The organism is Amycolatopsis pigmentata (assembly GCF_042684065.1).
In the GTDB taxonomy this organism is placed as follows: Bacteria; Actinomycetota; Actinomycetes; order Mycobacteriales; family Pseudonocardiaceae; genus Amycolatopsis_E; species Amycolatopsis_E pigmentata.
Genome location: NZ_JBHUKR010000005.1, coordinates 11,346 through 31,401, shown reverse-complemented (window position 1 = coordinate 31,401; position 20,056 = coordinate 11,346). Strand labels below are relative to the sequence as shown.

Below are 20,056 nucleotides of genomic sequence, written 5' to 3'. Positions count from 1 at the left end.
GAGGAGGCCGGTGATGAATCAGGCGAAAACGGTGGCGGGCAAGGCGAAACCGCGGGGCCGCTTCCCTCATGTGAAGGTCTCCGGCGGGCTCGCGTTCGTGTCCGGAACCAGCAGCCGCCTGCCCGACAACACGATCGGCGGCGCGAGCGTCGACGAGATGGGCACCACGACGCTCGACATCCGCGCGCAGACCCGGGCCGTGCTGGAAAACATCCGCGACATCCTCGCCGAGGTGGGCGCGGGGCTCGGTGACGTGCTGTCGGTGACCGCGTATCTGGTGTCCATGAACGATTTCGGTGGCTACAACGAGGTGTACGGGCAGTTCTTCGACGAGGACGGCCCGGCGCGGACCACCGTGGCCGTGCACCAGCTCCCCCATCCCCATCTGCTGATCGAAATCTCCGCGATCGCCCGCATACCCGAGGAGGACGATGATCTGGTCCAGTCGCGGCCGTCAAGGTAACCACAGAGCGCGCCGTCTTGATCCGCTGCTCTGTGGGGGCACAGCCCCCACACCCCCGCTGGGGGCAAGCCCCCAGACCCCCTCATCGGGGCGGCAGGGCGCCCATCGGTCCCGAGTTACGTGCGTCCGCAAGGAGCGCCCTGTCGACACGATCGCGGGGGCGCGCAAGCTCGCGGAAAAGGAGGAGGAATGATGACGCAGTTGTCCGAACCGGTCCACTTTCCCGGCTGGCTGACCGAAAACGCCGCGGACCTGAAGCCACCGGTGAACAACAAGCAGATGTTCCCCGGCCGCAAGGACTTCATCGTGCAGGTGGTCGGCGGGCCCAACCAGCGCACCGATTTCCATGTCGACCCCTACGAGGAGTTCTTCTATCAGGTCAAGGGAAACATGCATGTCAACGTGGTGACCGAGGACGGCGTGAAGCGGATCGACATCCACGAGGGCCAGATGTGGGTGCTGCCCGGCTTCGTGCCCCATTCGCCGCAGCGACCCGAGCCCGGTTCGATCGGCGTGGTGATCGAGCGGGTCCGCGAGGAGGGCACGACCGAGAAGTTCCAGTGGTACTGCCCGAGCTGCTCGGCGCTCGTGCACGAGGCGGAACTCCAGGTGCGGGACATCGTGGCCGATCTGCCGCCGGTGTTCGAGAAGTTCTACGGTGACGAGCGGGCCCGGACCTGCGATTCGTGCGGCACCCTGCACCCCGGGAAGGGCTGATGCTCGTCGACGTCCACACCCACCTAGTGCCGTACGGCTGGCCGGACCTCGGGCCCGGCCGGCCGTGGCTGCGGATCGACTCCGAGCGCGCGGCCATGATCATGGTGGGCGAAACCGAGTTCCGGCCGATCGGCCCGCAGACCTGGGATCCGCCGACGCGGCTGGCGGACATGGCCGACGACGGCGTCGACCTGCAGGTCGTCTCGCCGACCCCGGTGTTCTTCGGCTACGACCTCCCCGCCGCCGAGGCGGCCAAGATCGCGCGGATCTTCAACGACCTCACGCTGGAGACCTTGGCCGGGCAGCCGCGCTTTCTCCCGTTCTGTCAGGTGCCGCTGCAGGATCCCGACGCCGCGTGCGCGGAGCTGGACCGGTGCCTGGCGGCCGGTCACGCGGGAGTGGAGATCGGCAACCACGTCGGCGACCGCGATCTCGACGACGAGGGCATCGTGACGTTCCTCGAGCACTGCGCGCACGTGGGCGCGCCGGTGTTCGTGCACCCGTGGGACATGCCGGAGGGACCGCGGCTGAACCGGTGGATGGCACGCTGGCTGACCGGGATGCCCGCCGAGACCCACCTCTCGGTGCTCACCATGATCCTCGGCGGGGTGTTCGACCGGGTGCCGGAGACCTTGCGGCTGTGTTTCGCGCACGGCGCCGGGAGTTTCCCGTTCTGGCTCGGCCGGGCCGACAACGCCTGGCACCGCCGCGGCGACATCGTGCGCGGCCGGTCACAGCGGCCGCCGAGCCGGTACGTGCACCGGTTCTTCGCCGACACCGTGGTCTTCGACCCGGCCGCGCTCCGGGTGCTGGTCGACACCCTGGGAGAGGACCAGGTGGTGGTGGGCAGCGACTACCCGTACCCGCTGGGCGAACGGCCGGTGGGTGCGGTCGTGCGGGGGGCGGGCTTCCTCACCGCCGGGCAGCGCGAGAAGATCACCTCCGGCAATGCCCTGCGGTTCCTCGGGAGGACGTGATGGACCGGTCGATCCTGACCCGGCCCGCGCCGGAGCCCGACCGGACCCTGCGCTACGGCGACGGGCCCGACCACCTGGCCGACGCGTGGCTGCCCTCCTCGGAGGGCAAACCGCTGGTCTTGTTCGTCCATGGCGGGTTCTGGAGCCCCGAGTACGACCGCACGCACACCCGGGTCCTGTGCGCCGCGCTGCGGGACGAGGGCTGGCCGGTCGCCGCGATCGAGTACCGCAGGACGAGCGGGCGGCCCGAGCACTACACCGAGGACCTTCGCGCGGCTCTTTCTCGTGTGCCACAACAGATGCCTGGCGCCGGAACCGTCCTCATGGGACACTCCGCCGGAGGCCATCTCGCGCTCTGGGCCGCGTCCACGGTGAACGACCTGATCGGGACCATCGCGCTGGCGCCGGTCGCGGACCTGGGCCTGGCACACGAACAGAGGCTGGGGGACGGTGCCGTGGCCGAGTTCCTCGGAGGCCCGCCCTCGGCCCGGCCGGACCTCGATCCGGTGCTGCTGAGCGATCCGGCGAACCCGGTCGTGCTCGTCCACGGCGCGGCGGATACCGGCGTCCCGGTGTCGCAGAGCGTTTCCTACGTCGACGCGCACCCGATGGCGAAACTTCTCGCCCTGCCCGGCATAGCGCATTTCGAGCTCATCGACCCGGCCAGCGAAGCGTGGCCGAGCGTTCTGGCCGAGTTGGAAGGAATCGACCGGTGACCGAGTGGACCGTCGACCACGCGGCCGGGGTGCTGCTGGCCGCCGAGCAAGAGCGCACCGACCGCGGACCGATCACCGACGAATGGCCCGGCCTCGACCTGGCCACCGCCTACCAGGTGCAGCGGCGTCTCATCGATCGCAAGATCGCGGCCGGCGAGACGATCGCCGGCGTCAAGCTCGGGCTCACCTCCCGCGCGAAGCAGCGGCGGATGGGCATCGACTCGCCGTTGACGGCCTGGCTCACCGATCGCATGGCGGTGCGGCCGGGAGAATTCCTCGACCTGTCCACGCTGATCCATCCCCGGGTGGAGCCGGAGATCGTGTTCGTGCTCGGACAGCGGTTGTCCGGCCCCGGTGTCACGGCGGCGCGCGCGATGGCGGCCGTGTCGGAGGTGCGTGCCGGCCTGGAGATCATCGACAGCCGTTTCGCCGATTTCCGGTTCACGCTGCCGGATGTGGTGGCGGACAACGCTTCCTCGGCACGGTTCGTCGTCAGCTCCGAAGCACACCGCCCGGATGGCCTCGCGCTCGATCTGGAGGCGTGCGATCTCGAAATCGACGGCCAGGTGGCCGACAGCGCCACTGGCGCGGCGGTGCAGGGGCACCCCGCCGAAGCACTCGCGCTCGCCGCGAACTCCCTGGGCGAGCGGGGGATCGACCTCGAACCCGGATGGATCGTGCTCACCGGCGGCCTGACCGACGCCGTCACCCTGAAGCCCGGAATGCGGATCGTCGCACGCTTCACCCACCTGGGCAGCGTGGTTCTCCAGGTCTCCGAGGGCTGACAGGCGGCCCGGCAAGAAGGGATGGGAGTTACCTCGTGACGGACGCGTTCATCGCGACGCTGCCCAAAGCCGAACTGCACGTCCACCTGGAAGGGACGCTCGAACCAGAGATGTTGTTCGCGCTCGCCGGGCGCAACCGGGTGGAACTGCCCTGGCCGGATATCGGCCAGGCGCGCGCCGCCTACACGTTCACCGGCCTGGAACACTTCCTGCCGCTGCTGTTCCAAGCGGCCTCGGTGCTGCGCGGTGGCCAGGACTTCTACGACCTCGCCCATGCCTACCTGACCCGCGCGGCCGCCGACGGGGTTCGGCGAACCGAGATGTTCCTCGGCGTGCAGACCTTCCTGGACGCCGGCGTACCGATCGCCGAGCAGATCGACACCGTTCTTGCCGCGATCTCCGACGCACGAACCGATCTCGGCATCGACGGCGCACTGATCATCACCTGCCAGCGGCATCGATCACAGACCGCCGCGCTGGAAGTCCTGGATCTGATCGAGCCGTGGCGCGACCGGATCCTCGGCATCGGGCTCGGCGCCGCGGAGCGGGGCAATCCGCCCGCCAAGTTCGCCGACTACTACACGGCTGCTCGCGCGCGCGGTTATCGCACCACGATTCATGCCGGCGAGGACGGTCCGGCCGACTACGTCCGCGAGGCCCTGGACGTGTGCCGGCCCGACCGCATCGATCACGGCGTCGCCGCGGTCACCGACCCGGCCCTCCTTGGGCGGCTCCGTGACGAGGCGATCCCGCTGACGGTCTGTCCGCTGTCGAACGTGGCGTTGCGGGTGGTGCCCTCCATGGCGGCGCATCCGCTGCGAGCGATGGTGGCGGCCGGTCTGCTGGTCACGGTCAACTCCGATGATCCGCCGTACTTCGGCGGCTACGTCAACGACAACTACGAGGCCGTGCGAACGCACCTGGGCCTGGACCGGGCCACCCTCGCCACCCTGGCGCGCAACAGTTTCCGCGCGTCGTTCGACGACCAGCACCGCATTGCCACGCACATCGCCGCAGTCGACGAACATGTCCGCACTACGCCGCTGTCCCGGCCCTCACCGCCGTCAGTCACTCCTTCCGATACCGCTGAACAGGTCCCGCCCCGTCAGTGACCGGGTGCGCGGAGCCAGTCGACGATGGCGCGGGAGATGGCTCCGCCCGCGCGTTCGTCATAGCCCTCGAAACAGGGCATCGAGTTGGCCTCCAGGAAGAACCAGGCACCGGTCGCGCGCTCGATCTTGAAGTCGACGCCCAGGAGCGGCACTCCGCAATGCTCGGTGAGCCGAGCACAGCCGTCGGCGATCTCCGGGGGCGGAGTCAGCGGACGGTAGGAGTTGACGCCACGCACCGTCCGGTAGTCGAGTACCGGCGAGTCGATCAGCTCGCCGAACGACTGGTCCCCGACAACGTGGATCCGGACATCGGGTCCGACGATGCGCTCTTGGAAGAGCACCGGCAGGCGCGCGAGGCGAGGTAGCCGGGGCTCATGCTTCGCCGCGAAGACCGTCGCCCACGTCTTCGCGGCACTGGCACCCTTGAAGATCGCGCCGTTGCGGCAGCTTCGGACGAACCGTGACGCCTCCGCCGGATCCGAGGTGAGGCACGTCTCCGGGATCTTCCACCCGCCGACCCCGGCGAGGTCGACCGCGTGCGGAACCTTCGTGAATCCGGAGGCCTCGCGCAGCGGGGCATTCATCACCTTGCCGGGCAACGACTCCAGAATCCGCGCCAAGGCCTGGTACTGGCCTGCGGCGGCCGCCGCCAGCTCGGGCGTCGGCGCGGCCGCCGAGACGTCCACGGGGCGGCACCAGATGGCCGGGAAATCGCCGAGGCGGTACCGCTGTCCGTCCAGCCAGAGCAGGGTGTCACCGGGACTTTCCAGCGGTATCCGCAGACGGCCGCGCAGGGCCAGCGACGGCAGGTCGACCGACCGGAAGGCGGCGCCCGCCCGTCTGAGGGCCTGCACCCCGGCGGTGAAGGTCGGGTCGGCGGCCAGGCCCAGGCAGAAGATCACGGGCCGAGCCGGTTCAGCAGCGCCGCGTAAACCCTGTCCTCGTGGTGCGGGAACAGGTGATGGCCAGGCCAGCACGACACGTCCACCAACCGGAGCACACCGCGCTGCCGCTCCACGGTGAAGTCGCAGAACTCCATTCCGCGCCGCCGGATCCAGGCGAGCACGGGAGCCACTTCAGCGACCGTCCCGGCGTCGAGCCACTTCGCCCCGCCTATCTCGAACACCTCGGTTCCGGCGACCAGAAGGTGGCTACTGTGGACCGGATCCCGGTTCGTGATCTGCACGACGTCGAATCGGCTTCGCGGAGCGTCAGGTTCCAGCCTGGTCCAGTCGGGCAGGTGGTACACCTCGCTTCCGGGCGCGGTCCCGCCGTTGAGGATCACCGTGCGCGGCGGGGCGACATCGCCGGACTCGACGAGTTCCAGAGGATCGAGACGGGGAAAGAATCCTTGTGCCGACGGCCTGTTGACCACCGGCCCCGGCCACAGCGCCAGGGCCGCCCAGAAGGCGGCATACGTCTCGGCGGCCACGAACACCCGCTCCGCGTCCGGTTCGCGTCCCCAGTCGCCGATCCCCCGGTTCAGCACACCGCGCACCTTGGCGCCGTCGACCGTGATCTCGGCGCGGCCGGCGGCGTCCCGGCCCGCGCGCACCGTCACCCCGACCCGGCCGAACTCCTTCGCCACCACGGTGGAAACGCCGTTCCCGATGGCGAAATCGGCGAACCGCCGGGCCGTCTCGTCCGTCTCCGGGGCGATGACCAGGAGTGTCACGGCCCGGGTGCCTCCAGGAACGGCAGGATCTCCGCGACCTGCCACGCGGTGCGCGCGAGGTCCTCGACCACCGCGGGCCTCGCCTCGGCGGGGATGAACGGCCCTTCCTCGCCGGCGCCGTCCTCACCGCCCGAGGGGCAGGAAATCTCGGCCATTTCCCTCACCTCGTCGATGTGGGCCAGGTTCTCTCGATGGTTTCCTTGCGCTCGGTGGTCTCGCTGGTTTCGGTGGTCTCCGAACGTTCGGAGGTCTCACTGCCCTCGGTGCCCTCGGAAAACTCCGAGCCCTCCGACCCGACCCTGGACGCCTCGGCGATCCCGCGCTGGGACGTCAGCGTGAGATAGTTCGCCGCCAGTTTCCGGATGCCGACGGGAAAATCCCTGTTCGAAGCATTCCCAGCCATTCGATCCCTCCCCAGGTCAACGCCCTGCAGGTGTTTCATCGGAACACCGTCCGATAAGTCTGTCAACGCCGGTTCGTCCCGCTGTACCTATTCGGAGCAACGCGGAAGTCAAGATTTGGGCAGGGCCGGTCACGAAACGGGAAATACCGGCCGCGCGGCTCGAACAATCCGTTGGCAATATGCCAGCAGCTCGGCTTGCCCCTGTTGTGTCGAAATCCACCGACAAAATCCGTCAAGACCATGTGAACTCCCCGCATGCAAGGTCCCTCGAAAGACACCGGTCTTCGAAATACCGCTCACAAGGTCGATGGAAAAACCACGGACGTTACGGGGCGTCGCCCGATGCGGACGGCCACCCGGGTCTACGCGAAGGTCTTCGGCACGGCGGTCACACCTTCGGCGTGAGCAGCGCGAGGATCGTTGTCATTTTCGCGGCGAGCTGCGACGTTGGAGGACGTGACGCTCATCCGGGACGTTCGGATCTTCGACGGTACCGGCGTGCTGGACCGCGGATCGGTGCTGGTGCGCGGTGAATGGATCGAATGGGTCGGTACCGGGGTGCCCCCGGCCGACGCCGAGATCATCGACGGTACTGGCCGCACGCTGCTGCCAGGCCTGATCGACAGCCACACCCACTCGTTCCCCGGCAGTCCCGTTCAGGCGCTCGCCTTCGGGGTCACCACCGAACTGGACATGTTCTCCAGCCCCGCCATCGCCGCGCGACTGCGTGCCGAGGCGGCGGGCAACGCCGGCATGGCGGACGTGCGCTCGGCCGGTACCGGCGCCACCGCGCCGCTCGGGTATCCGTGGGTTCTCACCACGCGCGGCATCTACCCGCCGTTTCCGACGCTGGGCCACCCGGGGCAGGCGCGTGGATTCGTCCACGACCGGCTTGCCGAGGGCAGCGACTACGTCAAGATCATCATCGAGGACGGCGTCCAGTACGGCCGGGAAGTGCCGTGCCTGTCCCCGGCAGCCGTGCGGGCGTTGACGAGGGCGGCGAGCGAGACGGGCGTGCTCTCGGTCGCGCACGTGAGCACCCTGGCCGCCGCCACGACCGCGCTCGACGCGGGGGTGAACGTGCTGGCACACGTCTTCGCCGACCGTCCGGCCGACGAAGCCTTCGCCGAAGCCGCCGCGGCGGCTTCGGCCGCGGTGGTACCCACCTTGACCATGCACGAAGGGTGCGATGGCGGCCACCTCGCGGCGGATCCGCGGATCGGTCCCTATCTGCACCCGGCCGGAAGAGCCGGCCTGACCGCCGGCACGCCACGGCCTGAGATCGACGTCGCCCTGGCGTCGGTGCGCCGGCTGCACGAACAGGGCGTTCCGTTGCTGGCCGGGACGGATACCCCCAACCCCGGCGCCGCGCCTGGGGCCGGCCTCCACCGCGAGCTCGAACTCCTGGTCGCCGCCGGGCTGAGTCCGGCACAGGCGCTGACCGCCGCGACCGCCCGGCCCGCCGAGATCTTCCGGCTGGCCGGGCGTGGCCGCGTCGCCGCCGGGCACCAGGCTGATCTGCTGCTGGTGGACGGCGACCCGACCACCGATATCACCGCCACCCGCTCGATCGCCGCGATCTGGCGCAAGGGCGCGCGGTTCGACCGCGCCGCCTACCGGCGTGGCTTGCGCGCGGTCACCACGCGCACCGGCGGGTAGATCGACCACCGGAGCCCGGAGCGGTCCACTTCGGACAGACCGGCGTCCGCCGCGGTGCGCGCGTATTCGGCGGTCCGGGTGAAGTCGACGATCGCCAGGGTGCCCCCCGGGCGCAGGACGCGCGCCGCTTCGCGCACGGTCCGTTCCCGCTTCGACCGGTCGTGGATGTTGTGAATCGACAGGGTGGCGAGCACGACATCGACCGAATCGTCTTCGAGGGGCAGTTCGCTCATGTCGCCGTCGACCAACCGAACGCGGTCCGCCACACCGAGGATCTCCGCGTTGCGCAGGCAGCGATCCCGGTTGGAACCGGCCTGGTCCACCCCGCGCCACAGGTCGATTCCGGTGGCGATCCCTTTCGGCGCGCGCACCGCCGCGCCGAGCAGCATCAGTCCGCTGCCACAGCCGAGGTCCAGCACGTCGTGCTCGGGCTGGAGATCGAGCCGGGCGAGCAGCCGGTCCCGCAGCCGGATCTTGCCGCGCAGCGAGCTGTGCAGCATCGCGCCGCTGGTCAGCAGGCCCACCGCGGCCATCCAGTAGCCGACTCCCGCCAGGTGCGCCCCGAATCCGGCCTCGAGCACGATCAGCACGATTCCGGCCAGGCCGAACAGGCCATACCCCACGACGATCGGCGGGGCGTCGATCCCGAAAAACGGCCGCTTCACCGCTGTTCCTCCGCGAGTTTGCGCGCCACCGCGATCGTGTCGACAGGGCGCTCCTTCCCTGTACAGGTCACGTCGAACGGTTGGGCGCCCTGCCGCCCCGATAGCGGAAAGAAAGGGCGCGCGCTCTGGTCACCTCGACAGGCGCGCGTTGACATAAGTGGCTTCACCGCGCTTCCACCACCACGGAGCCGAAGAAGGTGGACGCGGACACCGTGATCGGCGGTCCGTCGCCGGCGACCGCGCGATTTTCCCGGCCGCCGACAACGCTGAAGCCCTCGAGCGTGACCCGGGTGCCCGCGGGCACCACGACGCGGATGGAGCCGAGCACCGAGGTCACCTTCAGCCGGGCGTTGTCACCGGGTTCGGGCGCGGTCACCCGCGTCCCGCCGATGACCGTGAAAGATCGTTCGGATCGCCATTTCACCGGTAGGGTGACAGCCGCTCCGCCGAACAGTTGAAAAGTCACGACGCTCCCCTTTCGCCAGCCGTGTCCGGCAATGACCTTAGCAGTTTTCTCCCGGCCGGTCCGGTGAGGGCACGAGCGGCATTCCGAAATTGACATCCGGTCAATTCGACGGCCTTGCCCACGATTTCGCGGTGGACCGCGTCACGACGCGCATCGCGGTTCCGTCCGGAATTTCGCGCAGAACTCGCGGAAGGCGATCACCGTGTGGTCGGCGCTGTCGTAGTCCGGTTCGACCGGCCGGAGGTGCTCCCAGATCGGAATGTCCTGCTCGATCCCGGCCCGGCTGCTCTCCAGCAGATAGCGGTAGTAGCGTCGTGCCTGCTCGGTGGGCAACGACTCCTGCCCGTCGGCGAGCACGGCCACCGAGAACCGGATCCGGCAGCCGCCGGCGGGCAGCGGGGTGGCCGCCGTGATCGCGGTATAGGGGAATTGACCACCGATTTCCGTGACCACGACATGCGGGCTGAAAGCCTTCGCCAGGAACGGTACTTCGGTGGGTTTTCCACCGGTGCGCCGCCAAGGGGAGGGAGGGAGCAGGAAAACACCGCGCACCGCGAAGGTCAGCTCGTCACCCAGTCCGGCGGGCACCACTTCCAGCGAAGGTTCGTTGCCGATTCCGTGCACCGGCCGGAAATGCGTGCCGTCGAACGCGTTCTCGATGACCCAGTCCGCGGCCATCTCGACGGTCAGCGAAAACCCCGGGATGAACAGGTGCGACACCGTGAGCTTGTCCAGCAGATCGGCGAAACCGTTGTCACAGTGTTCGCCCAGGCCGACGAACACCATCCCGCCGTAACCGAGCACCTGATGTTCCCGGGCCCGGTACCGGCCGACCGGGCCGAGCTGGATCCGCTTGCCGTGGAACGGGCAGACGATGGCGGCGCCGTCGAGTTTGCCGCCGTGCGCCAGATGCGCGCCACGATGCGGACAGGCCGCGTCGAAGGCGCGGATCCGGTCCGGGGTGCGGACCAGCACCAACGGCACCGGACCGAGATCCGTCGCGGTCAGCTCGTCGGACAGTTCTCGCTCGAACGCGGCTTGGTACCAACCCGTTTCCATGCGTCCTCCGGGAGTTCGGCGACCAGCACCCTGGCCGCGATCAGTTCGGCCCGCCGTGGCTTCGGGCCCAGCCTCAGCGGTGGCCGGTACCGTCTGAAGTGGACGGTCCGGTCGGAGTCGATGCGGGCCACCGCAGGCCCGATCCGGAACCGGAAGCGTGCCGTCACCGCGGCGGCGTCCGGTTCGGACAGTTCGATCACACCGTCCGGCAAAAGGAAGGTCCGGGTGCCGGCGAGCAGTCCGGCGCCGATCAGCTCGCCCGTGGCGACCGGCAGTTCCCGGCCCTGGTTGTCGGGGACCGCGAGGAGATCCGCGTTCGCCAGCCGCCGGTCCGGGCAGTCGGCCAGCAGCAGGGCGTGCACCCGCTCCCGGAGCCGGCGCAGGGTGTCCGGTCCGGAATCCCGTACCGGTGGCCGCGGCGATGAGCGGACACCGAAGACGCTCCAACCGTTTCCCATCGCCGCCCATCGCGGCGGCGGGTCCCCGTCGCGATGCCGGACGAACTCCGGTGCCGCTCCCCCGCCCGGGGCCGGGGCCTCGAGCCGGTCGGCCAGCGCCTCGGCCACGGTGGTCACGATGTCGGGGGTGTCCCGGTGCCCGGCGATCGCGGTCACCACCCGCCAGGCCAGCGCTTCCGGGACCTCGGTGGACAACCAGTGCAGGGCCGCGCGCAGCCAGCAGCGGCGGGCCTCGTCCGGCAGGCCCGCCGCGCCGGCCACCCGGGCCAGGCAGACGTTGGCGTGTACGGCGTCGCTGTCCGTGCGCAGGCCGTCCACGGTCGCGAACGCGCGCTGGTAGTACCGCCGCGCGGCCGGATGGTCACCCAGCCTGCGGTACAGCCGCGCCTGGTTGATCGCGTTGACGTACTCCAGCCGATGGTCGCGGGGCCGGAGCCGGGCCGCGCGCCGTTCGATCTCGCGTTCATCGGCCAGTGCCTGCCGTGGGTGGCCCGCTTTCAGCCGGGCCAGCGCGGTGATGTTGCCGAGGTACAACAGTTCCCGCTCGCCCACGGAGTCGCCGAGCAGCCGCCGCGCCTGGGTGAGATAGCCTTCCGCGCGGGCGTTTTCCGCCGCATCCGACGACATCGTCAAGCCCCAGCCCTTGGCCTGTGAGAGGAACCCGCGCAGCGGATCGGGCAAGTCCTGACCTGGATCTTCGGCAGAGGCGGCGTCGGCGTACCGGCACAGCGCGATGTGCATGGCCTGCAGGCCGGCAAGGAGCGCCGCGCGTTCGAGCGGGTTACGGGCGCACGAAACCGCGCGCCTCGCCAGGCGGACCGCGAGCCCACCGGCGCCTTCCCGCAACGCCGACCAGCCCTGTCCGGCCAGTACCTTCACCTCGGCCGCTCCGGGGTCGCCGTGGTACTGCGCGTAGGCACGAAGCCAGGACACTCCACCGGACCGCGCGGCCAGCGCGTCGTAGCACGCGGGCGTGACAGGTCCCGCCGGGCGCCATTCCGGTGGTACCGGGAGAAAGCCGCCCCGCAGCGCGGGGAGGTGCGTCAGCGCGGTGGCGTCGGCACGCAGGGCCAGCGCCAGCACCGGGTCCAGCAGGCCGGGTATCAGTCCGAACGGTTCGGGACCGGGATCGGCGAGCCCGCCGGAGCCGACGAGGACCACCCGGCGACCGGCGCCGAGCCGCCTTCGCAGAAAGCGGAGGAAGTACTCGTCCTCGTGCGCCCAGTGACCGATCCGGCCAAAAGCAGGCGGATGCGGTCCGCGACCGACCTGCTGGTAGAGACCCGTTTCCGCCCTGGCTGTGGTCGGATCGGTAACGAACGGCACAGTACCGGGTGGGCGTGGAACGAGCACCAACACGGTCGTCTCCGCGTCGATCGCGGCGGAGATTTCGTCCGCGAGCCGTGCGGCGGCAAGGATCCCGGCGTCGCCGGCCGCTTCCACGTCGATGCCGCCGCTGATCCGTCCCCCGTACCGGATGTCGTGCTCACCGCCGGGATGCTCGCCATACGCCAGGGCCGGCAACGTCGTGGCCACCCCGAGTTGCGCGGCCAGCTGGCGGGCGGCCGAGTGCGGATACCACGATCCTAGCGCGAGGTCCACCAGCAGGCAGCGTTCCGGACCTCCGTGCTCGGCCAGCAACCGCGTGAGCTCGCGCAGGGTGGCGACGTGGCGGTGCGGACTATTCATCGGATTCTTCCCCGGGCACGCCGATGGCCACGGCGTACAGGGTGGACGCGGTTACGCCGTCCAGACGGAGCACGTCGTCGAGTTCCCGGTCGAAGAACCCGCCGAGGTTCACCGCGCCCAGGCCGAGCGCGGCCGCGGCCAGATTCAGGTTCTGGGCCACATGACCCGCTTCGAGCAACGCGAACCGGTACCCGCGGTCGCCGTATTTGAAGGTGACCCGCTCGAACCAGGCGGTGAGGAAGATCAGGATCGTCGCGTCATAGACGATCTCTCCTTGGACGAAGCAGGACGCGAGATCGCGGGCCAGATCCCCCTCGTGAAGACGGCGCAGCTCGCCGCGCACCGGGTGGTAGTGGTGCAGTCCCGAAGGCAGACCGTCCACTCTGGTGGAGTGCAGATAAAGCTCGAGCGGGTACAGCCCGCCCGGCGACGGCGTCGTGCGGAAGGACCGGACGTCACCTTTCCGGTTCACCGCGTACGCGTGACGCAGGAGCGCGGACAGTTCGGTCAGCCCGATCGAGGCGGGCCGGAAGTCCCGCGCGCTGGCCCTGTCCCGCATCACCTCGCCCAGTGAAGCGTCCACTGTGGACGGCTCCGGCAGTCGCGTCGCGGGATAGTGGTCGTACCCGAGCGCCTCGGTCAGCTCCCGCATCCTCGCCGCCACCACCTCGTCGGGCAGTGCCAGGAAGGACCGGGTCACCTTGGAGTTCTCGTGGAACAGGCACCACAGCTTCTCTTCCGGTTCGGCAGGACCGGTCAACTGGTCCCACAGATCAGAACGCGTCATGGTGGTTTCCTCTCTCTCCGCGGCCTTGCGCGCCCTCGCGATCGTGTCGACAGGGCGCTCCTGTCCAGCGCGGGTCACGTCAGGAGGATCGGCGCCCTGCCGCCCCGATAGCGAACAAAGAGGGCGCGCTCTCCGGTCGCTTTGACAGCCGCGCGTCGACATAGTCGGTGGTTTCCTCACGGGTAGGGGTGCGGGGACGGGTTGTCCCCGGTGCCGGGTTCGATGCCGCGATGGCCGAGTCGTTGCGGAACGGTCCACAGACGGGTCCCGCCCAGCGCGCGCAGCACATGGCCGAGCTGCAACGGGTGGAAGCCCGGAATCACCGCCCGGACCACGGACAGCCCGAGTCCGGCGACGTCGGGGGTGGTCAGCTCGGTCAGCAACACGCGTTCACCGGTCGCGGAGACCCGCTCGCACACCATCCGCAGGTCCTGCTCCGCGTCACCGCTTCCGGGATCGGCGAGATCGTCGAAGTCACGACGCTCACCGGAGGAGAACAGGAATTCCGCCTGGGGCAGATTCGCGTGGTCGGACCAGTAGTTCAGGTGATCCTGTTGCCCGGTGACGTCGCGGTGGTCCGGGAAATCGGGCACCAGCCGCGGCGACCGCGTCCGGATGAACTGCGAGTACCGGCGGGTGTGCGCCAGTTCCTCCAGGCTCTTGCGGACCGCCGTCGCCGGGCTCGGGGCCGCGGCACCGGCCAGCACCAGTGCGGGCCCACCGTCGTGCCGGGCGCGCAAGGCCGACAGCACGGTCGGAACGCCGTGATCGAGCGTGACGTCGAACAGGGTCACCTCGGCCGCCGTCCGCTCGAACCGCGCCACGAGGTCGTACAGTTCGTCCGGCAGGCTCTCCACGCGGATTTGCGGCGGCGCGACCATCGCCTGCCAGACGATCGTGATCGCGTCGCGTTCGATCACCTCGCACACCCCGGAAAGCGCCGCCGCGGCGAAGGATTCGTGGCAGGCCAGCCCGGTGGAAATGGGCTGGCAGACCGGGGTGTCCCCGGTGCGCGGGTCACACTCGTACGGCATGTACACCCGGGCGGCCGGAACGTGGACCTCGGCGCCGGTGCGGGCATCGCGGGCCGGAGTCCAGCGGAGGGTGGTGTCCCGGGTGAACGGCCGCACCGGAAAGTCCGGCCGGTCGAGCTGTCCGGCACGGTAAAGGGCGAACTCCTCCGGTGGCACCGCGTCGAAATCGGCCTGCCGGTGCGTGGTCAGCGGTAGCTCCGCCGGCCGGTACCACGCGGAGCTGTAACGCTCGATCGCCTCCCCGATCGCCTTCACCACCGCGTCCTCACGACGCGCCGCCGCTCCCCCGGTGTGCCGGAAGTTCTCCCGCCCGGCGAGCCCCACGGTGTTGGCCGCCTTGGCGGAATAGTGGAAGAACTCCGGCGCCCCCGCGTCCTTGTGCACTTCGGACACCGAAGCCAGCAGCCCGACCCGGGGGTCGACCAGGTCGTCGATCACCTCGGCCAGCCGTGGCCGGTCCGCCCCGAGCACGCTCATCGCGGGTCCACCTCGGTCAGCCACACCGTGCTCGCCGAATGCGTGGTGGCCGGCCCGCACACCGGGCAGTGCGGGACACGAAGCACCTTGCGCGTCACCACGGCCGGTTCGGCCATGGTGACCTCCACCAGGGTGCCCGCCTGCCGCGTCAAGGGCCGCCCGCCGCCGAACCACCGGGTCAGCTCCACCGCGCTCAACTCCGCCAGGATCGTCGCGGCCGCCGGATGCAGCGCCGCGAAGCGTTGTCCTTCGAAGGCGGCGTTTTCGATCTCCCGGCGGGCCTGGAGATCGTCCACATGCGAATCGGCGCGGGCGCGGAGGCACTCGTAGCATGGTGTCTCGCCGAGCAGGAAAAGCGGGCCCACGGTGCCGATCAGGTTGTCCAGCACCACCGGCAGGAACGGGATCCTCCGCTCGGCGCAGAACCGGTTCCACAGCCGCAGACCGGGTACCGGGCCGAAATCCGAGGTGGCCACCACGCATCCGACGGTGTCCGCGTCGGCCCCTTCCAACCAGTCCGGACCCGCCTCGGCGGCCTGCCCGGTGCTCACATCCTCCGGCCGCAACGCGATGTTGCGCAGTTGCGGGAAGTCGATCAGCTCGACGTTCGCGGCACCGGCCGCGGACAGCGCGGGAAGCAGGCGGGCGGACACGGCGTTCACGCCGATCACGGTGATCCGGCGGGACGACAGCGACCCCCGCACGGTGTCCTCCTGCTGCCCGAAATGCCAGTGGAAGACATCGCGGCGCGCGGCGTCCACGTCCTCCGGCTCAGCCACCACGTCCTCAGGGAGCAGCAGGCGGCGTTGCCGGAGTTCGTCGACGAGGTTCCGCACCGCGGGCCGGTCGCGTTCCGGGAAACGGGCACACACTTCGCCCGGCGTGGCGCCCGGTGGCGCGAACGCCGACAGCAGCACGCGCACCACTTCCCCGGCACCGGTGCCGGTGATCTTCACCTCGACCGCGCCGCGCCGCAGCAGCACGGCCGAGGGCAACGGGATGGTCTGCAGGCCGGCCATGGCCAGCCGGGGTTCGCTCACCATGTGGATACCTTTCGTGGCCGCGGTCGCCAGAGTTCGTGCTGGGCGCGGAATTCGCCCGGCCGGTCGCGGAAAATCCGGTAGAGCTTGCGGTATTCGGCGTGGAATTCCTCCGGCGGCAGCCGCGTGCGGGTCACCGCGTGCTGGCAGTCGAAGGCGTCCCAGTCCGGTCTGCCGTCCGGGCCGCGAACCAGCACGTCGTCGAACGTGGCCAGCAGTTCGGTCCCGGGCAGCGGGGTGAGCACGGTGAAGGTGGGATAACGGATGCGGTGATGCTCGATGAAGCGCACCAGCTGCCGGAAGTCCTCGCGGCGGTAGTCGGTGTTCACCACGAACTGGGCGAAGATCTCGATGCCCAGTTCGTCGGCGGCCCGCAGGCCCTCCTCGATCTGGGGCACCTTGACCTTCTTGCGGTATCCGGCCAGATCCTTCTCGGTGATCGCGTCGATTCCCACGAAGATCCGTTCCAGGCCGATCTCCCGCCACGCGGCGAGCACCTTCCGGTTGCGCAGCAACGAGTCGATGCGGCAGTAGGCGAACATCCGCTTGCGGATACCGGCCGCCGCGATCGCGGCGGCCAGCTCACGCATCCGCGGACCGTGGATGAACGCCTCGTCGTCCACCAGGAACACGAATTCCTCTTCGATGCCCGCCAGCTCCGCCACCACCGCGTCGATCGAACGCATGTAGTAGCGCCCGCCCATGAGCTGCCACAGCGAGCAGAAGTTGCACCGGAACGGGCAGCCCACGGTGCTGCGTAACAGCGCCACCGGCCGCATCCAGTCGATGAAGTACCGGGAGCGGTCGGAAGCGGTGATCGACCGGTCCGGGAGGGGCAGGCCGTCCACCTCGAACGGTTCCTCTTCTCCGCCGAGGGTGAACCGGCCCGCCACCCGGGACCAGAGGCCGGGAATCCCCTGCGCATCGCCGCCTTCGGTGAGCCGCCGCAGCAGCCGCCGGAACGGGCCCGTGCCCTCGCCGGACACCACGTAGTCGACCGCGCCGGTGAAGAAGTCCTCCGGGAGGAAGGTCGCGTGGTGCCCGCCGATCACGGTCCGGGCCCGGGGCAGCAACTCGCGGACCCGGCGGCAACTGGCCAGCGCGGCCGAGACGTGCATCGAGTACGCCGTGACACCCACCAGATCGGGCTGGTACCCGGTCAGCGTGGCGTCCAGCTCGTCCGGGTGCAGCCGGAGATCCAGAATGCGTACTTCGTGTGCGTCCTCGGCCGCCACGGCGGCCAGGTACTCCAGGCACAGCGGTTCGGAAATGGCGCCGAGGTCGGCATTCCATTCCGGCTCGAGACGGGCGAGCGGCCAGATCAGCAGGATGCGCATGGGTACCGGTGCTCTACTCCGCCAGAAGGGTCGCCGAGGTGCAGCACGGCGTGCAACAGCAGCACGAAATGCTGAAATCGGCGTGCGCGGCCGGATGCGCCGCGCCGCCGACCGCCGCCTGCACCCGGGAGGCGCTGAACAGCTGCTGGAGCGCGGTGACGTCCTGCAACGACAGATGCAGCGGCGCGTCCGGCCCGGCGGCGTTCGGCGTGGGGAGCAACTGGCCGTGATGACTGTTGTAGGCCTGCACGGCGCCCCGCGTGTCGTGGGCGCCCCACAGTGCCAGCAACTGTCCCTTGGTCAGCTGCTTGACGTCCTCGGGCAGCGCTTCGATCTCGGCCGGGCTGGCGCCGATTTCCGCGGCCAATTCGGGCACGGTCGCGCTGTCGGGTAAATTCGGCATCTTGTCCACTCCTGTGTGTCGATGTATCGAATAATGCGAATACCGGGAAGGGAATCCCGAGCGGCGTGCCGACCGTATCGGGGCCGGGCGGCGAAAGGAAAGAGTTCGCACGCCTTGTCCCGCCGGCGGGACACGCGCTAGTCCGTATCGAATTCCGTGAGCACGTTCGCCGCGGCCTGGTCCAATTTGGCGACCAGCCACGACGAGAATTCGCTCTTTTCGCGTAACGCGGCGCTACGCCATCGGTCGATGCGCTCACGCCCCACGACCAAACGGGGTAACGGAACCAGCGGGCCCGTCTCGCCGTGCTCACGGCGACGGCTCTCCCGCAGTTGCCTGCGGAGCTGGTTACGGGACCATCCCCGATTGTCCGCCTGATTCAGCCAATAGTCCTGCTCGGGTCCGGGCAGCGCGGCGACCTCGGCATGATGGCCGAAGCTGAGCGGCGCGCGGCGGCGCTCCTGCGGAAAACGCCTTGCCACCCAGGCATAGTTGCGCAGGGTCTGGTAGTCGAGGCCCACGTCGTCGATCGCCCGGCGGTAGCGGTCGGTGTAGCGGTCCTGGCCGCGCACCAGCCAGTCGCCGAGGCACCACGCCGACGAATTGACGATCCGTGAAATCTGCGCGCCTGCCCGCAACCATTCCTCGTAGGTGGTGTTCACCGGAAAGGTGAGGCCGACCGTGGAGATCGCTATCCCTCCGCATGGTCGGCGCGTCGCCTTCGAGGTGCCGAGGTGTACATCATATTGTTCCGGCGCGCTCTCCCCGGCTCGCCCCATAAACTCCCCCCGATAATGCGTCGACCCCTGCCGAAACGACGGACCGCGAACAATTCGCGCGGCGGGCGCTCACCCGTGCCCTGCTCCGAAGAAATACCCGGCCTCGCGACGAGAATCCCGCGGTGCGAAGATCGTGTCAAGGCAGATCAAGTGCCATCGGCCGGCCGATCGCCTGATCCGGCATTTCCCTTGTGCGGGGCCGGTTGACGGCGCCGTTGTCCTGCTACGGTCGTGGGTTGCCCGAATGATCCGCCGGCGCTACGGCAGCGCGTCGAGCAATTGGCCGACCGTGTCCGACATGGCATCGCGAGCCGGAGTCAGGTATTTGCGAGGGTCGACCAGACGCCGGTCCCCGGCGAGGGTCAGGCGGAGCGAGTCCGTCATCGCCACGTTGAGCGCCGTGCCCACGTTGATCTTCCGAATTCCGGCCCGGGCGGCGGCACTGAGCTGCCCGGCCGGCACCCCGGAGGAACCGTGCAGCACCAGCGGCACGTCGAGCCGGGCGCGCAGCCGTGCGATCAGTTCGGTGTCGAGGTTCGCGGTGCGGGTGGTCATCGCGTGGGAACTGCCGACGGCGACGGCCAGCGCGTCCACGCCGGTGCGCCGGACGTAGTCGGCGGCCTCGTCCGGATCGGTGCGCACGCCCGCCGCGTGCGCGCTCGCCGGCGCGCCGGGTTTTCCGCCCACGTAACCGAGTTCGGCCTCCACCCACAGCCCGGCCGCGTGCGCGGCACGGGCCACCCGGGCGGACCGTTCGACGTTCTCCTCGTACGGGAGTGCTCCCGCGTCGTACATCAGCGAGCTGAAACCGGCCGCGGCCGCCTGGCGGACGAGTTCCTCGTCGGTGACGTGGTCCAGGTGCAGCGCGACCGGGACCGTGGCGAGCCGGCCGGCCGCGGCGGTCGCCGCGACGATCGGCATGAGCTGGTTTCCGTGGTACCGCACGGCGTTCTGGCTGATCTGGAGGATCACCGGAACTCCGCGTGCGCCGGCGGCCGCGCAGATCGCCTCCGCGTGTTCCAGCGTGATCACGTTGAGCGCGGCCACCGCGCCGCCCCTGGCGACCGCGTCGGCGACGAGTTCGGCTGTCGGAACCAAGGTCACCGCCGACCCTCCAACCTCTCCGCGAGTTTGCGCGCCCACGCGATCGTGTCGACAGGGCGCTCCTTACCAACACACGTAACGTCAAGCGAATGGGCGCCCTGCCGCCCCGATAGCGGAAAGAAAGGGCGCGCTCTGTGGTCACTCTGACAGCCGCGGGTCGGCACAAGTAATTACTCCAACCGCTCGATCAGCACTCCCGGCCGCTGGCGGCCGGCCTCGTCGAGATCGACTTCGCCCGCGTAAGGCCGGGC

22 protein-coding genes are annotated in these 20,056 nt (G+C 69.6%); 7 read left to right on the top strand and 15 right to left on the bottom strand.

Features of this window, described 5'->3' with window-relative positions; all coding sequences use genetic code 11:
* Nucleotides 1-13 precede the first annotated feature (13 nt).
* From ACFSXZ_RS07900 to ACFSXZ_RS07875, 6 genes are all read left to right on the top strand, one after another.
* Nucleotides 14-463 carry a RidA family protein gene (locus ACFSXZ_RS07900; RefSeq protein WP_378262875.1) on the top strand — a complete coding sequence of 150 codons (450 nt, stop codon included), beginning with the start codon at nucleotides 14-16 and terminating at the stop codon, nucleotides 461-463.
* A 189-nt stretch (nucleotides 464-652) separates the two neighbouring features.
* Nucleotides 653-1,180 (top strand): 3-hydroxyanthranilate 3,4-dioxygenase, encoded by a 528-nt coding sequence (locus ACFSXZ_RS07895; protein WP_378262873.1) that lies wholly within the window; start codon nucleotides 653-655, stop codon nucleotides 1,178-1,180.
* Nucleotides 1,180-2,157 (top strand): amidohydrolase family protein, encoded by a 978-nt coding sequence (locus tag ACFSXZ_RS07890; protein WP_378262871.1) that lies wholly within the window; start codon nucleotides 1,180-1,182, stop codon nucleotides 2,155-2,157. Before ACFSXZ_RS07895 ends, ACFSXZ_RS07890 begins: the two co-directional genes overlap by 1 nt.
* Complete coding sequence (locus ACFSXZ_RS07885) at nucleotides 2,157-2,873, top strand: alpha/beta hydrolase family protein (protein WP_378262869.1); 717 nt, start codon at nucleotides 2,157-2,159, stop codon at nucleotides 2,871-2,873. The genes ACFSXZ_RS07890 and ACFSXZ_RS07885 overlap by 1 nt, the downstream gene beginning before the upstream one ends.
* Nucleotides 2,870-3,658: a 2-keto-4-pentenoate hydratase gene (locus tag ACFSXZ_RS07880; RefSeq protein ID WP_378262867.1), complete on the top strand. Its 789-nt coding sequence runs from the start codon at nucleotides 2,870-2,872 to the stop codon at nucleotides 3,656-3,658. The genes ACFSXZ_RS07885 and ACFSXZ_RS07880 overlap by 4 nt, the downstream gene beginning before the upstream one ends.
* Before the next feature lie 35 nt (nucleotides 3,659-3,693).
* Nucleotides 3,694-4,770 carry an adenosine deaminase gene (locus ACFSXZ_RS07875; RefSeq protein WP_378262865.1) on the top strand — a complete coding sequence of 359 codons (1,077 nt, stop codon included), beginning with the start codon at nucleotides 3,694-3,696 and terminating at the stop codon, nucleotides 4,768-4,770.
* Here ACFSXZ_RS07875 and ACFSXZ_RS07870 read toward each other — a convergent pair.
* The 4 genes from ACFSXZ_RS07870 to ACFSXZ_RS07855 are packed head-to-tail and all read right to left on the bottom strand — an operon-like array spanning nucleotide 4,764 to nucleotide 6,848.
* Nucleotides 4,764-5,672 carry an ATP-grasp domain-containing protein gene (locus ACFSXZ_RS07870; RefSeq protein ID WP_378262863.1) on the bottom strand — a complete coding sequence of 303 codons (909 nt, stop codon included), beginning with the start codon at nucleotides 5,670-5,672 and terminating at the stop codon, nucleotides 4,764-4,766. The genes ACFSXZ_RS07875 and ACFSXZ_RS07870 overlap by 7 nt on opposite strands.
* On the bottom strand, nucleotides 5,669-6,445 hold the full coding sequence (locus tag ACFSXZ_RS07865) for a hypothetical protein (protein WP_378262861.1): 777 nt from the start codon (nucleotides 6,443-6,445) through the stop codon (nucleotides 5,669-5,671). Before ACFSXZ_RS07865 ends, ACFSXZ_RS07870 begins: the two co-directional genes overlap by 4 nt.
* Nucleotides 6,442-6,600, bottom strand: coding sequence for a hypothetical protein (locus ACFSXZ_RS07860; protein WP_378262859.1), 159 nt, complete (start codon nucleotides 6,598-6,600; stop codon nucleotides 6,442-6,444). Before ACFSXZ_RS07860 ends, ACFSXZ_RS07865 begins: the two co-directional genes overlap by 4 nt.
* Nucleotides 6,601-6,605: 5 nt before the next feature.
* Nucleotides 6,606-6,848 (bottom strand): hypothetical protein, encoded by a 243-nt coding sequence (locus tag ACFSXZ_RS07855; protein ID WP_378262857.1) that lies wholly within the window; start codon nucleotides 6,846-6,848, stop codon nucleotides 6,606-6,608.
* A 456-nt stretch (nucleotides 6,849-7,304) separates the two neighbouring features.
* Between ACFSXZ_RS07855 and ACFSXZ_RS07850 the strand changes: the two genes are divergently transcribed.
* Complete coding sequence (locus tag ACFSXZ_RS07850; RefSeq protein ID WP_378262855.1) at nucleotides 7,305-8,507, top strand: amidohydrolase family protein; 1,203 nt, start codon at nucleotides 7,305-7,307, stop codon at nucleotides 8,505-8,507.
* Here ACFSXZ_RS07850 and ACFSXZ_RS07845 read toward each other — a convergent pair.
* The 11 genes from ACFSXZ_RS07845 to ACFSXZ_RS07795 form a co-directional block, all read right to left on the bottom strand.
* Nucleotides 8,462-9,172, bottom strand: a complete 711-nt coding sequence (locus ACFSXZ_RS07845) for a class I SAM-dependent methyltransferase (RefSeq protein WP_378262852.1) — start codon at nucleotides 9,170-9,172, stop codon at nucleotides 8,462-8,464. The genes ACFSXZ_RS07850 and ACFSXZ_RS07845 overlap by 46 nt on opposite strands.
* A gap of 163 nt (nucleotides 9,173-9,335) precedes the next feature.
* A complete protein-coding gene (locus tag ACFSXZ_RS07840; RefSeq protein WP_378262850.1) occupies nucleotides 9,336-9,638 on the bottom strand; it encodes a hypothetical protein in 303 nt (100 codons plus the stop codon).
* Between the two features lie 141 nt (nucleotides 9,639-9,779).
* Nucleotides 9,780-10,697, bottom strand: coding sequence for a Rieske 2Fe-2S domain-containing protein (locus ACFSXZ_RS07835; protein WP_378262848.1), 918 nt, complete (start codon nucleotides 10,695-10,697; stop codon nucleotides 9,780-9,782).
* On the bottom strand, nucleotides 10,643-12,844 hold the full coding sequence (locus ACFSXZ_RS07830; RefSeq protein ID WP_378262846.1) for a hypothetical protein: 2,202 nt from the start codon (nucleotides 12,842-12,844) through the stop codon (nucleotides 10,643-10,645). The genes ACFSXZ_RS07835 and ACFSXZ_RS07830 overlap by 55 nt, the downstream gene beginning before the upstream one ends.
* Nucleotides 12,837-13,631: a SagB/ThcOx family dehydrogenase gene (locus ACFSXZ_RS07825; protein WP_378262844.1), complete on the bottom strand. Its 795-nt coding sequence runs from the start codon at nucleotides 13,629-13,631 to the stop codon at nucleotides 12,837-12,839. The genes ACFSXZ_RS07830 and ACFSXZ_RS07825 overlap by 8 nt, the downstream gene beginning before the upstream one ends.
* A 176-nt stretch (nucleotides 13,632-13,807) precedes the next feature.
* Nucleotides 13,808-15,142 carry a YcaO-like family protein gene (locus tag ACFSXZ_RS07820; protein WP_378262842.1) on the bottom strand — a complete coding sequence of 445 codons (1,335 nt, stop codon included), beginning with the start codon at nucleotides 15,140-15,142 and terminating at the stop codon, nucleotides 13,808-13,810.
* The gene (locus tag ACFSXZ_RS07815; protein WP_378262840.1) at nucleotides 15,139-16,185 is read right to left on the bottom strand and encodes a TOMM precursor leader peptide-binding protein; all 1,047 of its coding nucleotides are present in this window, start codon (nucleotides 16,183-16,185) and stop codon (nucleotides 15,139-15,141) included. The genes ACFSXZ_RS07820 and ACFSXZ_RS07815 overlap by 4 nt, the downstream gene beginning before the upstream one ends.
* A complete protein-coding gene (locus ACFSXZ_RS07810) occupies nucleotides 16,179-17,519 on the bottom strand; it encodes a B12-binding domain-containing radical SAM protein (RefSeq protein WP_378262838.1) in 1,341 nt (446 codons plus the stop codon). The genes ACFSXZ_RS07815 and ACFSXZ_RS07810 overlap by 7 nt, the downstream gene beginning before the upstream one ends.
* A 13-nt stretch (nucleotides 17,520-17,532) precedes the next feature.
* Nucleotides 17,533-17,922 (bottom strand): hypothetical protein, encoded by a 390-nt coding sequence (locus tag ACFSXZ_RS07805; RefSeq protein WP_378262836.1) that lies wholly within the window; start codon nucleotides 17,920-17,922, stop codon nucleotides 17,533-17,535.
* Between the two features lie 137 nt (nucleotides 17,923-18,059).
* Nucleotides 18,060-18,611 (bottom strand): LmbU family transcriptional regulator, encoded by a 552-nt coding sequence (locus ACFSXZ_RS07800; protein ID WP_378262914.1) that lies wholly within the window; start codon nucleotides 18,609-18,611, stop codon nucleotides 18,060-18,062.
* Between the two features lie 348 nt (nucleotides 18,612-18,959).
* The gene (locus ACFSXZ_RS07795; protein WP_378262834.1) at nucleotides 18,960-19,805 is read right to left on the bottom strand and encodes a class II fructose-bisphosphate aldolase; all 846 of its coding nucleotides are present in this window, start codon (nucleotides 19,803-19,805) and stop codon (nucleotides 18,960-18,962) included.
* Between the last annotated feature and the right edge of the window lie 251 nt (nucleotides 19,806-20,056).

Bases quoted from the DNA above. Each gene is read 5' to 3' on its own strand.
- ACFSXZ_RS07855 (WP_378262857.1), bottom strand. From the start codon at position 6,848: ATGGCTGGGAATGCTTCGAACAGGGATTTTCCCGTCGGCATCCGGAAA.
- ACFSXZ_RS07810 (WP_378262838.1), bottom strand. From the start codon at position 17,519: ATGCGCATCCTGCTGATCTGGCCGCTCGCCCGTCTCGAGCCGGAATGG.
- ACFSXZ_RS07900 (WP_378262875.1), top strand. From the start codon at position 14: ATGAATCAGGCGAAAACGGTGGCGGGCAAGGCGAAACCGCGGGGCCGC.
- ACFSXZ_RS07860 (WP_378262859.1), bottom strand. From the start codon at position 6,600: ATGGCCGAGATTTCCTGCCCCTCGGGCGGTGAGGACGGCGCCGGCGAG.
- ACFSXZ_RS07830 (WP_378262846.1), bottom strand. From the start codon at position 12,844: ATGAATAGTCCGCACCGCCACGTCGCCACCCTGCGCGAGCTCACGCGG.
- ACFSXZ_RS07835 (WP_378262848.1), bottom strand. From the start codon at position 10,697: ATGGAAACGGGTTGGTACCAAGCCGCGTTCGAGCGAGAACTGTCCGAC.
- ACFSXZ_RS07820 (WP_378262842.1), bottom strand. From the start codon at position 15,142: ATGAGCGTGCTCGGGGCGGACCGGCCACGGCTGGCCGAGGTGATCGAC.
- ACFSXZ_RS07890 (WP_378262871.1), top strand. From the start codon at position 1,180: ATGCTCGTCGACGTCCACACCCACCTAGTGCCGTACGGCTGGCCGGAC.
- ACFSXZ_RS07825 (WP_378262844.1), bottom strand. From the start codon at position 13,631: ATGACGCGTTCTGATCTGTGGGACCAGTTGACCGGTCCTGCCGAACCG.
- ACFSXZ_RS07805 (WP_378262836.1), bottom strand. From the start codon at position 17,922: ATGCCGAATTTACCCGACAGCGCGACCGTGCCCGAATTGGCCGCGGAA.
- ACFSXZ_RS07895 (WP_378262873.1), top strand. From the start codon at position 653: ATGATGACGCAGTTGTCCGAACCGGTCCACTTTCCCGGCTGGCTGACC.
- ACFSXZ_RS07885 (WP_378262869.1), top strand. From the start codon at position 2,157: ATGGACCGGTCGATCCTGACCCGGCCCGCGCCGGAGCCCGACCGGACC.
- ACFSXZ_RS07815 (WP_378262840.1), bottom strand. From the start codon at position 16,185: ATGGTGAGCGAACCCCGGCTGGCCATGGCCGGCCTGCAGACCATCCCG.